14 protein-coding genes are annotated in these 14776 nt (G+C 70.0%); 10 read left to right on the forward strand and 4 right to left on the reverse strand.

Annotated features, from left to right (window positions below; all coding sequences use genetic code 11):
- Window positions 1–11: 11 nt before the first annotated feature.
- From AWQ71_RS33840 to AWQ71_RS33855, 4 genes are all read left to right on the forward strand, one after another.
- The gene (locus AWQ71_RS33840) at window positions 12–2246 is read left to right on the forward strand and encodes a DUF5682 family protein (protein ID WP_218002071.1); all 2235 of its coding nucleotides are present in this window, start codon (window positions 12–14) and stop codon (window positions 2244–2246) included.
- Window positions 2243–3361, forward strand: coding sequence for a VWA domain-containing protein (locus AWQ71_RS33845; RefSeq protein WP_067141381.1), 1119 nt, complete (start codon window positions 2243–2245; stop codon window positions 3359–3361). Before AWQ71_RS33840 ends, AWQ71_RS33845 begins: the two co-directional genes overlap by 4 nt.
- Window positions 3358–5280 (forward strand): YehQ family protein, encoded by a 1923-nt coding sequence (locus AWQ71_RS33850; protein ID WP_067141384.1) that lies wholly within the window; start codon window positions 3358–3360, stop codon window positions 5278–5280. The genes AWQ71_RS33845 and AWQ71_RS33850 overlap by 4 nt, the downstream gene beginning before the upstream one ends.
- Before the next feature lie 172 nt (window positions 5281–5452).
- Complete coding sequence (locus AWQ71_RS33855; RefSeq protein WP_067141387.1) at window positions 5453–5863, forward strand: VOC family protein; 411 nt, start codon at window positions 5453–5455, stop codon at window positions 5861–5863.
- A 91-nt stretch (window positions 5864–5954) separates the two neighbouring features.
- Here AWQ71_RS33855 and AWQ71_RS33860 read toward each other — a convergent pair whose 3' ends face one another.
- Window positions 5955–6725, reverse strand: a complete 771-nt coding sequence (locus AWQ71_RS33860) for a helix-turn-helix domain-containing protein (RefSeq protein WP_067141390.1) — start codon at window positions 6723–6725, stop codon at window positions 5955–5957.
- 170 nt (window positions 6726–6895) lie between these two features.
- Between AWQ71_RS33860 and AWQ71_RS33865 the strand changes: the two genes are divergently transcribed.
- Together AWQ71_RS33865 and AWQ71_RS33870 are read left to right on the forward strand one after the other, a co-directional pair.
- The gene (locus AWQ71_RS33865; RefSeq protein ID WP_218002072.1) at window positions 6896–7564 is read left to right on the forward strand and encodes a cytochrome P450; all 669 of its coding nucleotides are present in this window, start codon (window positions 6896–6898) and stop codon (window positions 7562–7564) included.
- A gap of 2 nt (window positions 7565–7566) precedes the next feature.
- Window positions 7567–8385: an oxidoreductase gene (locus AWQ71_RS33870; RefSeq protein ID WP_067141393.1), complete on the forward strand. Its 819-nt coding sequence runs from the start codon at window positions 7567–7569 to the stop codon at window positions 8383–8385.
- 74 nt (window positions 8386–8459) lie between these two features.
- Here the strand turns inward: AWQ71_RS33870 and AWQ71_RS33875 are convergent, their stop codons facing one another.
- Window positions 8460–8882 carry a hypothetical protein gene (locus AWQ71_RS33875; protein ID WP_067141395.1) on the reverse strand — a complete coding sequence of 141 codons (423 nt, stop codon included), beginning with the start codon at window positions 8880–8882 and terminating at the stop codon, window positions 8460–8462.
- A gap of 112 nt (window positions 8883–8994) precedes the next feature.
- Between AWQ71_RS33875 and AWQ71_RS33880 the strand changes: the two genes are divergently transcribed.
- On the forward strand, window positions 8995–9840 hold the full coding sequence (locus AWQ71_RS33880; RefSeq protein WP_067141398.1) for a TetR/AcrR family transcriptional regulator: 846 nt from the start codon (window positions 8995–8997) through the stop codon (window positions 9838–9840).
- Between the two features lie 79 nt (window positions 9841–9919).
- Here the strand turns inward: AWQ71_RS33880 and AWQ71_RS33885 are convergent, their stop codons facing one another.
- Window positions 9920–11470 carry an aldehyde dehydrogenase family protein gene (locus AWQ71_RS33885; RefSeq protein WP_067141401.1) on the reverse strand — a complete coding sequence of 517 codons (1551 nt, stop codon included), beginning with the start codon at window positions 11468–11470 and terminating at the stop codon, window positions 9920–9922.
- A gap of 9 nt (window positions 11471–11479) precedes the next feature.
- Window positions 11480–12142: a GntR family transcriptional regulator gene (locus AWQ71_RS33890; protein ID WP_067141404.1), complete on the reverse strand. Its 663-nt coding sequence runs from the start codon at window positions 12140–12142 to the stop codon at window positions 11480–11482.
- Between the two features lie 122 nt (window positions 12143–12264).
- Between AWQ71_RS33890 and AWQ71_RS33895 the strand changes: the two genes are divergently transcribed.
- Genes AWQ71_RS33895 through AWQ71_RS33905 form a run of 3 tightly spaced genes read left to right on the forward strand, consistent with a single transcriptional unit; the run spans window position 12265 to window position 14773 of the window.
- Window positions 12265–13170, forward strand: coding sequence for a transporter substrate-binding domain-containing protein (locus AWQ71_RS33895; protein ID WP_067141407.1), 906 nt, complete (start codon window positions 12265–12267; stop codon window positions 13168–13170).
- Window positions 13167–13958: an amino acid ABC transporter permease gene (locus tag AWQ71_RS33900; protein WP_067141409.1), complete on the forward strand. Its 792-nt coding sequence runs from the start codon at window positions 13167–13169 to the stop codon at window positions 13956–13958. Before AWQ71_RS33895 ends, AWQ71_RS33900 begins: the two co-directional genes overlap by 4 nt.
- 50 nt (window positions 13959–14008) lie before the next feature.
- A complete protein-coding gene (locus tag AWQ71_RS33905) occupies window positions 14009–14773 on the forward strand; it encodes an amino acid ABC transporter ATP-binding protein (protein WP_067141476.1) in 765 nt (254 codons plus the stop codon).
- Window positions 14774–14776 lie beyond the last annotated feature (3 nt).

A 14776-nucleotide genomic window follows, 5' to 3' on the forward strand; every position in this document is an offset into this window, starting at 1 on the left:
CATTCCTCGGTGTGCGGCACCACAGCCCCGCCTGCGCCCGGCTGGTCTCCGACACCATTCATTCCGTGCGGCCCGCGTACGTGCTGGTCGAGGGCCCGGCGGACATGAACCACAGGATGGATGAGCTCCTGCTGGGGCATGAGCTGCCGATCGCGGTCCACACCAGCTACCGAGATTCGGAACGGCGGCACGGTTCGTGGACGCCGCTGTGCGACTACTCCCCGGAGTGGACGGCGCTGACCGCGGGCCGTGACGTCGGCTCCGAACTGCGTTTCATCGACCTACCCGCCTGGCATCCGGCGCTGGCCGACGTCCGCAACCGCTACGCCGACGCCGAGGCCCGCTACAGCGAGGTGACCGGACGGCTGTGCCGCACCTTCGCGGTGGACAACGTGGACGCGTTGTGGGACCACCTGTTCGAGATCGAGCCGGCCGACGGGCTGGCCGAACGGCTGGCGACCTACTTTGACCTGGTGCGCGGCGACACGCGGCCCGGGCCGGACGACATGGCCCGCGAGGCGTACATGGCGCAGTGGATCCGAGCCGCCGTCGCCGACGCGGGCGACAGGCCGGTGGTCGTGGTCACGGGCGGCTTCCACCGCCCCGCGTTGGTCCGGCTGGCCGAGCAGGGTGACCGCAGCTGGCCGGAGGTGCCGCGGCCACCCGCGGACGCGGTCGTCGGCAGTTACCTGGTGCCGTACTCGTTCCGGCGGCTGGACGCCTTCGACGGCTATCAGTCGGGAATGCCGTCGCCGGGCTACTACCAGCACCTGTGGGAGTCCGGTCCCGCCGACGCCGCCCGCAGGCTCACCGAGGCGGTGACGGCCCGGCTGCGCGCCCGGCGTCAGCCGGTGTCCACCGCGGACCTGATCGCCGCTCGGGCCACCGCGGACGGGCTCGCGCTGATGCGCGGTCATCCGCGTCCGGCCCGGGTCGATGTGCTGGACGGCCTGGCCGGCGCGCTGGTCAGCGAGGCGATCGAGGCCCCGCTGCCCTGGGCGACCCGCGGCCCGCTGCAGGCGGGCAACCATCCGGTGATCGTGGAGATGATCGCGGCCCTCAGCGGTGACCGGGTGGGCCGCCTGCATCACTCGACTCCGTTGCCACCCCTGGTTCGCGCGGTTCTCGCGGTCTTGGGCGGTCCGGGTGAGGAACGGCTCGACCTCGGCAAGGAAACCGACCGCGATCGCAGCCGGTTGCTGCACCGGCTGCGGGTGTTGCGGATCCCCGGTGTGGTGCGCGCTTCGGGACCGCGCCCGGCAGGCGGTACGGAGCTGGTCGAACGATGGACGCTGACCGAGTCCGACGACCGGCTGCCCGCACTGATCGAGGCCGGTGGGTACGGCGTGGACCCGCAGGAGGCGGCGGCCGCCGCCCTCGCCGAACGGATCATGGGCGCGGACCTGGACCAGCTGGCCGACGTCCTGTTCGACGCGGCGCTGTGCGGCATCGGCGAACTGGCCGGACGGGTGCTGGACGACCTGGCGCGGGCTGTCGGCGCGGCGGCCGACCTGGGAACGTTGGGCCGCACCCTCACCGTCGTCCTGGCGATGTGGCGCCACGACGGCCTGTTCCACACCAGCGGCAGCACCACATTGGGCACGGTCCTCCAGGCCGCCACCCGCCGGGCGCTGTGGCTGGCCGAAGGTGTGCGCGGCGGCCCGGCGCCGGCCGACCTCCGGCGCATCGACGCCATGACCGCCGTCCGAGACGCCCTCAGACACGCCGGCCCGTCGCTCGGACTGGACACGCACGCGGCGCTGGGCGTCGCGGACCGGCTCGCCGCCTGCCAGGAGGCGCCACCCGACCTGCGTGGGGCGTCGTTGGGTCTGGGCTGGTCACTGCGTGGTACGACTGCCGCGGACCCCGCCCGGGCGTTGCGCGGCGCGTTCGTCCCGGCGTCAGCCGGGGACTGGCTGGCCGGGTTGTTCGCGCTCGCCCGCGAGGAGGTGCTGCACGCCGCCGGCATGCTGGAGCTGCTCGACGAGCTGGTCGGAGGGCTGACCGATCACGACTTTCTGGTGGCCTTGCCCGCGCTGCGCCAGGCGTTCGGATTCTTTCCGCCCCGCGAACGGCACCTCATCGCCACTCGCCTGGTCGAGCGGCGCGCCGGCGGCGCGTCCGGATCGGACCTGATGCGGCTGGACATGCGGTTGGACACGGCGCCGGAGCTGGTGGCCGCCGGTAGGGCACTGGACGAGCGGGTCGAGGCGGCACTGCGCCGGGAAGGACTGATCGCGTCATGACCGACCCCACCCTGGAGCGGTGGCGCCTGCTGCTCGGCGAGCCGGGCGGCGCATGCCTCGGCGGAGAGCAGCTCGACGCACGGGCCGCCGCCCGTGACGCGGCCATGGACTGGCTCTACGGCCGCGACGAGGACTTACGCCGACGTGGTGTACGGCGCGGCGGGATGGGCGAATCGACGCTGACAACCTTCGACTGGCTCGACGACATCACCCGGCTGTTCCCCAAGGAAACCATCGAACGACTGCACCGCGACGCGGTCGAGCGGTACGAGATCCATGACGTGGTGACCGACCCGGCCGTGCTGGCGCGCATCGAACCCAATCCCGCGCTGCTCAAGGCGGTGCTGCGGACCAAGCACCTGATGAACCCGCAGGTGCTGCGGCTGGCCCGAAGGATCGTGGAGCAGGTCGTCCGGCAGCTGATGGAGAAGCTCGCCACCGAGGTGCGGAGCGCGTTCTCCGGCACCAAGGTGCGACGGCCGGGCCGGATGCGACTGGCCCGCAATTTCGACATGGCCAGGACCCTGCGCGCCAACCTCGGCCGCTATCGGCCCGAGACCGGCAAGGTGGTGATCGAGACCCCGTTCTTCTTCTCCCGCACCCGCCGCCACCTCGAGCAGTGGCAGGTGATTCTGCTCGTCGACCAGTCCGGGTCGATGGTCGACTCGGTGATCCACTCGGCGGTCACCGCGGCCTGCCTGTGGGGGTTGCCCGGTGTACGCACCCACCTGGTCGCCTTCGACACCGAAGTGGTGGACCTGACCGCCGACGTCGACGATCCGGTGGAGTTGCTGATGAAGGTCCAGCTCGGCGGCGGCACGGACATCGCCCGCGCGGCGTCGTACGGCGCGGGCCTGGTGGACCAGCCGCGCCGGGCGATCGTCGTGCTGATCTCCGACTTCTACGAAGGCGGTGACCCGCACCGGTTGGTGCGCGTCGTGCGCGACCTGGTGGCACAGGGCAGCAAGGTGCTGGGCCTGGCCGCCCTCGACGAGCAGGCCAATCCCGCCTACGACCGGGAGCTGGCACAGCGCCTGGCCGATGCCGGAGCCTACGTGGGGGCGATGACACCCGGCGAACTGGCCTCCTTCGTGGCGGAGCACGTGGGCCGATGAGGACAGATCTACTCGGGCTCTCGGCGGGTTCCCTCGCCGCGCTCACCAATCGCGGCCTGGTCAAACGTGCCGGTAAGGAAGCCACGCCGGAGCTTCGGACCGACGCCGACGGCACCGTGCACGGCAGCTTCTCCGACGGCCTGACCGCGACCCTGCCTCCCGGCGGCCTCGATGTGGCCCGTTGCACCTGCGGCGCCACCGGCGTCTGCCGGCACGTCATCGGGGTGATCCTCGCCTACCAACGCCTGCCCGCCGAGGCTGCCCCGGAGCCCCTGCCCTGGTCGCCGGGGCAGGTGACCGACGACGAACTCACGGCCAAGATCGGTGCCCGGCTGATGGCCGCTGCTCGCCGTACGGAAAGAACCGGGTTCACCGCGCGGGTCCGCCGCGCGACCCCCACCGATCCGGTACCGCAGGTCGAGCTGGCCACCGCGACCGTGCGCTTCCTGGTTCCCGGCGACCTCGGGTTCGTCCACACCGACGCCGTCGCCGGCAGCCGCGATGACGTCATCGCCTTGGCGGTGTGGGCGTTCCGGGTCGCCGACGAGCTGCACCCCGGCGTCCCCGAGGTGCGGGTCGACGTCGGTGGCGCGGCCGAAGCCGGTACCGGATCCGGGCTGGAGCGGGCCCTGGGCCTGGCCGGCACGGTCCTGCGCGAGGGCGCGGCGCATCTCGGCCAGGGCCTCGAGGCCACCATCGCCGACGTGCGGCACCATCTGGACGCCGCCGGGCTGCGCTGGCCGCTGCTGGCCGTCGGCGACCTCGCCGAGCAGCTGACTTCCTATCGCGACCGCAGCTCCCACTACCGTCCCGAACTGCTCGCCGGCCACGTCGCCGAACTACACGCCCGGCACCGGGCGGTGACGCGGCCGGACGCCACCCTGCGCAGCAGCGTGCTCGGCACCGCCGAGGCCGCCGAGACCCCGTTGCGCCGGGCCCGGCTGGAGAGCCTCGGCTGCCGGATCCGCGGTTTCGGCGACCAGCGGATCGCCGAGGTCTACCTGGCCCACAGCGACAGTGCCATGGTGCTGGTCCTCCGCCGTCAATGGGACGGCGGCGACGACGGGGCGGCGCTGGCGCGGCGGCGGATCGCCACGTCCACGCTGGCCGCCCTGGCCACCGGCAACCTGGTCACGGAGTCCGCCGTCCGCAGCGCCAGCCGTTCGGTGCGGCTTGCCGCAGGGCGGATCTCCAAGACGACGGTCAGCCCGTCACGGGGCGACTGGAGTGAACTGCCGCCATCTCTGGTGGTGACCGACTTCGCCGCGCTCGGCCGCGAGCTCGACGCCCTCACGCTCCGGCCCATCCGCCCGCGGGTGGAGGCGGAACTGGTCCGGGTCGTCGCCGTCGCTCAGGTGGAGGCCGTCACCTACGCCCCCGGGGACCAGCGTCTCGACGCTGTCATCGTCGACCAGGCGGGTAACACCGCCACCGTCAGGGCCACGCACACCGGCGCCGCCCCCGGACGCCTCGACTCGCTGGCCGCCGTGCTCGCCGGTGAGGAGGGCGAACCGCGTTTCGTCAGCGGCGTGGTCGGGCGGACCGCGGGCGGCGTCGTCATCGAACCCGTCGGTCTGGCGGCCGGCGGCCGAGTCGTCGTCCCCGACCTACAGCCCGCCGGTGGAAGCGGCAGGCTCATGGTCGCCGAGGACGAGCGGCACGAACCACTCACCGCGGCTCTGCTCGAAACCCGGGGACTGCTCGCCGAAGTGGCCCATCATGGCTTGGCTCACCTGCCGCCGACCTACGATGACCGGCTCGCCGCCGCAGCGCGGCGGTTGACCGTGCTCGGACTGCACCGCATCGCGCAGGCCGTCACCGCCTTCGCGGCGACGCGGACCCACGACTCCGACGAGGCGGTCGAGCAGGCCTGGGTCGACGCCTACCTGCGCCTGGACGTCGCTCTGGACCTGCACTGACTGCGTGCGAGCAGGCGCGCCGACCCCCGGGGCGTCGACGCGGCGGTGCCCGGCGGGAAATCGAGCTCGGGCTTCCGGCCTAGGGCTAATGGGCGATATGCGGATAGATGCGACATGAGTACTGTTTCGCCCCATGCCGCTCGGCAGTGGGTGGCCCGTACGAGGAGAACAGATGTCGATTGACGGCCAGGCACACATCCGCATCGCACGGCCGACGAGGGACATGGCCGCCGCGGAACGCTTCTGGGTCGGCGGCCTGGGTCTCGACGTGCTGTTCCGGAAGGAAGGAGACGGCACGCCTGGGAGCCATTCCCTTCTCATGGTCGGCCGGCCGACCGCCGGCTGGCATCTGGAACTCGTTCATGACCCGGCTCAGCCGGTCGATCCGCGACCGACTCCGGAAGACCTCCTCGTCATCTACCTCGGCAAGGAGGTGCCTGCCGAACTCGTCGAGCGGCTTGAACGGCACGGAGGCGCCCGGGTCGCGGCGCACAACCCGTACTGGGACGAGTGGGGCGTCACACTTCAGGACCCCGACGGCTACCGCCTGGTGCTGTCGACCCGGTCGTGGAGCAACTCCTAGAACCGGCGTCCATCCGGCCGGGCTCTCTGCTCCCGTGTTCGTACGGCGGACCCGCGGGCCACGAGAAGCGCGCAGGGGCATGGAGGCCGCCTCATCGCGTTCTTCGCGAGGTGACGGCCCCATCGCCGTCCTGCGGCTGGGACGAGGGCCGGCACTGTGCGGAGAGCCTCTGGCGCCAGTGCTCGGCGGCCTGGGCCATGTCGTGGCCGAGTAGGTCGAAGAACTGGCTTGCCGTGTGAAGCCGTGAGCCTGCGGGGGTCGCGGTTCCGAGAACGCCGGCTCCACGGCGGGTGGCGTCTGCCCACAGTGCCATCGATCTGGCGCTCGCCAGCCAGGCGCGGTACCACACGTCGTCAACGTCAATGATGTATCGCTCGCGTCGCCCTTCGCGCTTTCGCCCAACCAGTTCCCGCTGCTCAAGCCAGCTGATCGCCTTGGAGATCGCCGCGGGGCTGACGTTGAGCCGCTGGACCAGTTCCGCGGCGGTGAGGCTGCCGCTGTCGCTGACGAACAGCGCGGTGAACACCCGAGACGACATCGACGGCATGCCTGTTTCGATCATCATCGCCGAGAGCTGCTCCTCTAACTCCCGCATCGTTTGATTGGTGCGGCCATTGATGTCGGGAGCGTCGGACGAAGAGTCCAGGCGGGCGATCGGCTTGCGGCGACGAGCGCGCCAGCTCGCCGCCCGCTGCGCGCGGCTCGCCTGATAGGCGTGGAGGCCACCGTTGCGCGCGATCTCACGCATGACCGTTGAGCGGGGGCGCCCGAGACGCCGGGCGATCTCGGCGTAGGTGAGCTTGGCCGCCAGTCCTTCCGCGATGCATTGGCGGTCCTCGAAGGTCAGCCGGCCTCCAGGCATTCGCCCCTCCCTCAAGATTTACGCGCAGGCGATTGCAACCGTGTTGCCTTTATCGCCAATGTCATTGCTCCGATTATGTGAAGCCTACCTGCGGAAATGTGGCCTGACCATTGAACCTGGCGAAAGAGAAAACCTAGCGTTTCTCTGATGGTAAATGTTAGGAGGCTTCCGTGATCGAATCCCCCGTGCCCGCGCTGCCGGCCGAGCGGCCCGTCGCTCGGCCCTTCGATCCCCCCGACGACCTCGGGGCGCTGCGGAACGACGCACCGGTGAGCCGGATGCGCTACCCGGACGGCCACCTGGGCTGGCTGGTGACTGGCCACGCCCTGGCCCGTGAAGTACTGGCTGACGCGCGGTTCAGCGTGCGGCCTGAATTGAGGCATGTGCCCGTCGCCGGCGCCCCTGAAAGCAACCAGCCTGCGCCGCCCGGCATATTCACCGCCATGGACCCACCCCGGCACACGAGGTACCGCCATCTGCTGACCGGCCAGTTCACCGTACGCACGGCCCTTGAGGACCTCACCCTCGACGGCCGGCGGATCAAGGCCGGTGAGACCGTCACCGTCTCGGTACCCGCGGCCAACCGCGACCCAGGCCACTTCGCCGACCCCGACACCCTCGACCTGCTCCGCCGGGCCGGCGGCCACATCGCGTTCGGCCACGGCATCCACCAGTGCCTCGGGCAGCAGTTGGCGCGCGTGGAACTGCAGGTCGCGCTGCCCGCGCTCTTCACCCGGTTCCCGGCCCTGCGCCTGTCCGTCCCTCCGGAGAACATCGCGATGCGCAGCGAAATGTTGATCTACGGAGTCCACCGGCTCCCCGTCACGTGGGGTAACTGATCATGAAAGTAGTCCTCGTTACCGGAGCATCGTCCGGCATCGGCAAGGCCACCGCGCTCGAACTCCTGCGGGCCGGTCACATCGTGTACGGCGCAGCCAGGCGTGTGCAGCTGATGGACACGATTCGCGACGCCGGTGGCCACGCCCTTCCGCTGGACGCGCGCAGGCCCGAAGAGCTGGAGCGAGCCGTCCACACCGTCATCGAAGAGCAGGGGCGGATCGACGTCCTGATCAACAATGCGGGCACCGTCCTGCACGGTTCCGCCGAGGACATGCCATTGGACCTGGCGCGTGACTTGTTCGAGGTCAACCTCTTCGCTCCGGCTCGGCTCGTCCAGCTCGCCCTGCCGTACATGCGCAAGCAGAAGTCCGGCGTGATCGTCAACGTGTCGTCCATCGGCGGCGAGATCGCACTGCCGCTCGGCTGCTGGTACTACGCGTCCAAGCATGCGCTCGAAGCGTACTCCGACACGCTGCGCATGGAAGTCGAGCCGTTCGGCATCGACGTGGTGATCATTCAGCCCGGCATCATCAAAACCGGGTTCGAAGACCGCACCGCGCAGGATCTACGCGAGATTTCCGGCACCACCGCCTACGGGACGATGGCCGAGGCCATGGCACGGCGCAGCGAGATCCAACTCGGCGCCGACAGCCAGGCCTCCGATCCCGGCGTCGTCGCCGCCGCCATCCGGGAGGCCGTCGAAGCCGCCAAGCCCGAGACGCGCTACGCCGTCGGCTGGCTGGCCGACAGGCTCCTGGAGCTTGACCGTACGCTGCCGGACCGCGAGTTCGACAAGCTCGCCACGAACGCCATCAGGTAGCAGGACGAACCCCGCCCCCGCAGAGACGGGGGCGGGGTTCGTCGCGCGGAGCGCCGCAGCTCCATGACGCCGGGTCAGGCGGTCACGCTCTTGGGTGTGGACCGGCCGGCCCACAGGAAGGCGACCGCCGCGAGACCGCTCAGACAGGGAAGCGCGCCGGTGACGGTCACCGCGAGCGGGTGGGGCTGGCTGAAGTTGTAGACCAGCAGGACGCTGCCCACGACGAATGCCGCGGTCGCCGCGATCCGGAGGCTCCGCGTGCCCTTCCCGGCCTTCCGGGCCATCCACAGCCACAGGACGAATCCGGCGCCGTAGAGGGTGTACAGGTAGCCGGCGATGCTCGCCGTCGCCATGTCCAGCCAGCCCGGAGCGCGGCCCGGATAGGTGTCGTGAAGGTGGCGGGCGAGGCCCCCGCCCGACTGGTCGACGACCAGGGCGAGTACGGCTACCAGCGTGAGTGCCGCCCCCGCGTACATGGCGACGGTCGCTTTCCGCATGGGTCCTGTTGCCTGCATGGGATCTCCTCGGTCGTACGGCGTTCCGATAGTGTGCCGTGTTGGAACTCTGAATATGGAACTTGAAACATCATGTCTCAAACGAGAGTACAACATGAGCGATCAGCCACGAATGGCCACAGGTCCCGCCCGGCGACGCCGCAGGCTGTCGGACGAGGAGACCGAGCGGCGTATGCTCCAGGCCGCCATGGCCGCGATCGACGACACCGGCCTGACCGTCAGCATGGAGCACATCAGCTTCGAGGACGTCATCCGCGACGCGGGCGTCTCGCGTAGTGCCGCCTACCGCCGCTGGCCGTACAAGGACCTGTTCTTCAGCGACCTGCTCAGGGAGATCGCCGGAGCGGCGACGCCCGCGGCGGTCGTGGAGGAAAGGTCGGCGAGCGAGCTGATCAGGGCCGTGGCCAGGGATCGGCTGAACTGGCTGGAATCACCCGAACGGCGCCGGGAGCTGTGCGCGGAGATGCTCCGCCAGGGGGCGCTGCACGACTTCGAGATCATCCACGGATCGACGCAGTGGCGGACCTACCTCGCCCTGCACGCGACGTTCCTGAGCCTGGACGACGGAACGCTGCGTGCCGACGTGCGCGACGCCCTCGCCCGGTCGGAACGGGCGTTCGTGAATCAGATCGCCGAGGCCTACCGGCAGATGGCCGACCTGCTCGGCTACCGCCTGCGGCCCGAACTCCACGCCACGTTCGAGACGATGGCGAGTTTGGCCCACGCCACCATGCGGGGCCTGGTCATCATGGCCATGTCCACCCCGGAGATCGCGACGCGACGCGTCGAAGCACATCCCTTCGGAGCGTCGGAGGCGGCCGAGTGGTCGTTGCCGGCGATCGGGATCGCCGGCACCGCCTTCACCTTCCTGGAGCCCGACCCCGCGATCGAATGGAACGACGAACGGCTCCGCGAGGTCCGCCAGGCTCTCGTCCAGTGACGCCTCGGACCCGGCCCGTCCCGGACCGTACCCTCCTGGTCATGGGGGCACCAGGAGGGTGCCCGAGGCGGCGCGGCGGTCAGCCGAGCTGGTAGCCGAGGTCGGGTTCGACGGTGGCGACGTCCATCTGCGCCTTCTGCAGCCGGCCCGAGTAGTCCCAGTTCATCGCCTGCCACCGGGTGAACTGGTCGAGCACCCACTGGCCGGACTGGCGGCTGCCGTTCCCGGACTTGCCGTTGCCGCCGAAGGGCAGGTGGGCCTCGGCGCCCGAGGTGGAGTTGTTCACGCTCACCATGCCGGCGCGGATCCTGCGGCGGAACCGGAACACCTTGGCCGGGTCGACCGTGTAGATCGACGACGAGAGGCCGTATCCGGGGGCGTTCGCCAGCTCGATCGCCTCGTCGAGGCTCCGGTACGGCGTGACGCCCACGAGCGGGCCGAACGTCTCGTTGTCGAACAGCGCGTCGCCCGGCCGCACGCCGGACACGATGACCGGGTGGTAGTAGAGCCCCCGCTCGGCGTCCCCGGAGAACCCGGCCCTGGGGTTGTCCGGCCCGATCCGCCCGATTCCGGATGATCCGTGGAGGGAGTGGGCGGCCCCGATCCACTCCAGGTGCTTCTCGTGCGACTGGGCGAACTTCTCGTCCAGCATGGGCCCGTACAGCACGTCGCCGGTCGGGTCGCCGATCACCGCCGCGCGGGCCGCCTCGTCGAACAGTCGGATGAAGTCCGAAACAACAGACTCGTGGACAATCGCCGTGCCAAGTGAGGTGCACCGCTGCCCGGCGGTGCCGAAGGCGGAGAAGAGCGCCCCCTCCACCGCCTGGCCGAGGTCGGCGTCCTCGGTCACCACCATGGGGTTCTTGCCGCCGAGTTCGAGGCACGGCGACTGCAGGTGGCGGCCGCACAGCTCGCCGATGCGCACGCCCACCTCACTCGATCCGGTGAAGCCGACCTTGTCCACCAGCCCCGCCTCCAGGGCGTCCGTCAACCCGGTGAAGGTCTCCCGCCCCTCGGCGTACACCACGTTGAAAACGCCGGAGGGGACGCCCGCGTGCGCGAACAGCTCGTACACCGCCTCGGCGCAGGCGGCGGCGTACTCCGCGGGCTTCCACACCACCGCGTTGCCGCACAGCAGCGCCGGCACGATGTACCAGGACGGGACGGCCACCGGGAAGTTGCCCGCGGTGATCACGGCGGCCACGCCCACCGGGTCGCGGAAGGTGAAGAGCTGCTTGTCGGGCATCTCCGACGGGACCGTCTGCCCGTAGAGGCGCCGCCCCTCACCCAGGAAGAACGCGCAGGTGTCGGCCAGCTCCTGGACCTCGCCGCGCGCCTCCTTCAGCGGTTTGCCGACCTCCTGGACGATCAGCCGGGCCAGCCGTTCCGCGTTGGTGTGCACGAGCCGGCCCACGTTCGCGATGACCTCGCCGCGCACGGGAGCCGGGACGTCGGCCCAGGCGCGCTGCGCGTCCCGGGCCGTACGGCACGCGGCGACGAAGCCGCGCTCGTCGCTGAGCCGCACCTCGGCGACCAGCTCGTCGGTACGCGCCGGATTCGTGGAGCGGAACATCCGGGCGCCGTCGGACGAGCGGTCGCCCCCGACGATGGATCGGATGGTGCGGGACATGACGTCTCCTTACGCGTTCGAGCGGATGCTGTGCGAGCACCCCTGCAAGTGGTCCTCTGCGGTGCGACGGGCCAGGTCGCCGTCGCGCTCGAGAATCGCCGCGATGACCTCGCGCTGGTCCAGCACGTGCGGACTCAGGTCGGGCAGGTGGCTCAGCCGGTGGAACCAGATCCGCATGCCCAGGTTGAGGTAGGTCGTCAGCGTGCTCTCGAGGTAGGGGTTGTGGGCGGCGCGGTAGACGGCCCGATGGATCTCGGCGTCGAGGAGGACGAGGGGCAGCATGTCGGCCCCACCCGCGATCTCCCGGGTGATGTCCTCGGACAGCCGCTCCAGTGTCCGCCGCTCCTCCGCGGACGCCCTGCGGGCGGCGCGGTCGGCGGCCAGACCCTCCAGCGGCACCCGCACCTCGGTGAGCCACAGCTCGTCGTCGAGCTGTATCTCCGAGGCGAACGTGCCGCGCCGCGGGTAGACCGTGACCAGCCGCTCGACCGACAGGCGCTTGAGCGCCTCGCGCACCGGCGTACGGCCGACACCGAGCTCACGCATCAGCTTCTCCTCATCGACCGGGCTGCCGGGTGGGATCCCCACGGTGACGATCTGGTCGCGGATGTACACGTAAGCCCGCTCGGCCATGAGCTGACTTGTGCTGGATTCGCGCACGCCCTCCGCCATCCACGCCTCCCTGTTCTGGTCGGAAGTATTGACGCGCTTTCGTCGCGAAGTCTACATTCCTGAGCACTCTGATATATCAGATGTGTGTGAGATGTGTGTGAGTTGCCGGTCAGGAGGAACTCATGGTCAGCAAGCGAGTTCTGGCGATTGTCGTCGCCGGATGCATCCCCTTCGCCCTCAGTGCGTGCACGAAGGCGCCGGCCGACGGAGGTGAGCGCGTCGCCAACGCGGCGGTACAGCCCCCCAAGCCCTATGCCGATACGGGCGTCATCAATCTCTGCTCGGCGTTCACCAACCCACCCCGCATCTACCAGCACGACGGAGAGCGCGTCGGCGCCGAGTTCGAGCTGGGCACGGCCCTGGCCGGAGAGCTCGGCCTGAAGATCAACTGGACGCAGTACGAGTCCTCGGGCCTGTTGTCCGGCCTGATCGGCAAGCGCTGCGACATGCTCATCGACGAGTTCGCCGACCGGGCCGAGCGGCGCGACAAGGTCTGGTGGCTGCCCTCGTCGTACGCGGTCACCCAGGTCGTGGTGCCGAAGGGCAACCCGAAGCAGATCCACAGCTTCGAGGACATGCCCGGCAAGAAGGTCGGAGTGCCCGACGGCACGCTGGCGCAGGACATGGTCGTCGCCTGGAACAAGAAGATCGTCGCCGAGGGCAAGGCGCAGATCGACGTCGTCACGCTGCCCAACACCCGCGACATGTTCCAGCAGGTCGCGGCGAAGAACCTGGACGCCGCCGTGGGCACCGACTCCTCGGCCGCGTACTACGGCGCGCTCGCCAACGGCGGCATCGAGTCGGGCGGCGCCGGCTGCACCTCCGGCACGACCGACGACGACCGGGTCGGGTTCCTGATCCGCAAGGAGGAACCGGAGCTCTTCAAGGCCATGGAGAAGGCGATGGCCAACCTCCGCTCGAACGGCAGCTACCAGAGCATCTTCGAGAAGCACGGCCTCGGGTCGGTCACGCTGGACAAGTTCGGCGACGGCAAGCCGCCGCTGTGCGCCCCCGGGGTCAAGCTGTGACGTTCGACTGGCACTTCTTCTTCACCCACCTGTTCAACCTCTCGCCCGGCTACTTCGGCGCGATGCAGCGCACGATCCTCCTCGCGGTGATCGCGCAGACCCTCGGCATCGTGCTGGGGCTGTTCCTCGGCATCGCCCGCCTGTCGAAGTTCCGGCCGATCCGGTACGCCGCCGCGGTCTACGTGTGGATGCTGCGCGCCGTGCCCGAGCTGGTGATCCTCATGCTGCTCTTCACCGGGCTCGCCGCGGCGGAGATCTACCGCTTCGAGGACGCCTACCTGTTCGGCCAGATCAAGGTCTCGGCCGGCTTCCAGGCCGCCTGCGTGGGCCTGGCCATCCGCGAGGCCGGCTACATGGGCGAGATCTTCCGCAACGGCATCCAGTCGGTGGACCGGCGCCAGGTCGAGGCGGCCAAGGCCCTCGGCATGCGGCGCTCCACCATGCTGCGCCGCGTGATCATCCCGCAGGCCATGCGGGTGATCATCCCGCCGATGGGCAACCAGTTCAACGTCATGCTCAAGGTCACCTCGCTGGCCGCGGTGATCGGTGTGCCCGAGCTGTTCCAGACCACCGGGACGTACGCCGCGCAGACCTTCCGGGTGTTCGAGCTGTTCGTCGGCCTGGCCGTCAACTACGCGCTCATGACCTCGGTGTGGAGCGTGGTCCAGTCGGTGATCGAGGCCAGACTGAGCCGGCACGAGGCCACCGCGGGCTCCCGCACGCTGCTGGGCCGGATCCGCGAGCACCTGATCGGCACCGGCGGCCGGGAAGCGGGGCAGACGACGTGACACCCGGAAACGGAGCAGACGACGTGACACCCGGAAACGGTGCGGACGGCGTGACGACCAAAGTCGCGATCCGCGCGCAGGACGTGCACAAGTGGTACGGGCAACTGCACGTGCTCAAGGGCATCGATCTCACGGTGGCCACCGGCGAGGTGGTCTGCCTGATCGGGCCGTCCGGCTCGGGCAAGAGCACGTTCCTGCGCACGATCAACCACCTGGAGTCGATCCAGCAGGGACGGATCTACGTCAACGACGAGCTGGTCGGCTACCGCGAGACCCCCGACGGGAAGCTGCAGCCGCTCAGCGAGAACGCCGTCGCCGACGCCCGCCGCCACATCGGGATGGTCTTCCAGGACTTCAACCTGTTCTGGCACATGACCCTGCTGGAGAACCTGATCGAGGGGCCGGTCCGGGTCCTCGGGACGCCCAAGGAGGAGGCCGTCGAGCGCGCGCACGGCCTGCTGGAGCGGGTGGGCCTGGCCGACAAGGCCGACGCGTACCCGCGCAAGCTGTCCGGAGGCCAGCAGCAGCGGGGCGCCATCGCGCGGGCGCTCGCCATGCGCCCGTCCGTGCTGCTGTTCGACGAGCCGACCAGCGCCCTCGACCCGGAGACGACCGCCGAGGTGCTGACGGTCATGGAGGAGCTGGCCCACCAGGGCATGACCATGATCGTCGCATCGCACGAGATGGGCTTCGTACGGCGGGCCGCCGACCGCATCGTGATGATGGAGCACGGCGTGATCATCGAGGACCTCCCCGCCGACCGGATCGGCACGGCCGACGGCCGGATCGGCGACTTCGTCAGGCACCTGGAGTAGCGA

Source organism: Microtetraspora malaysiensis (genome assembly GCF_001528665.1).
Lineage (GTDB): Bacteria > Actinomycetota > Actinomycetes > Streptosporangiales > Streptosporangiaceae > Microtetraspora_A > Microtetraspora_A malaysiensis.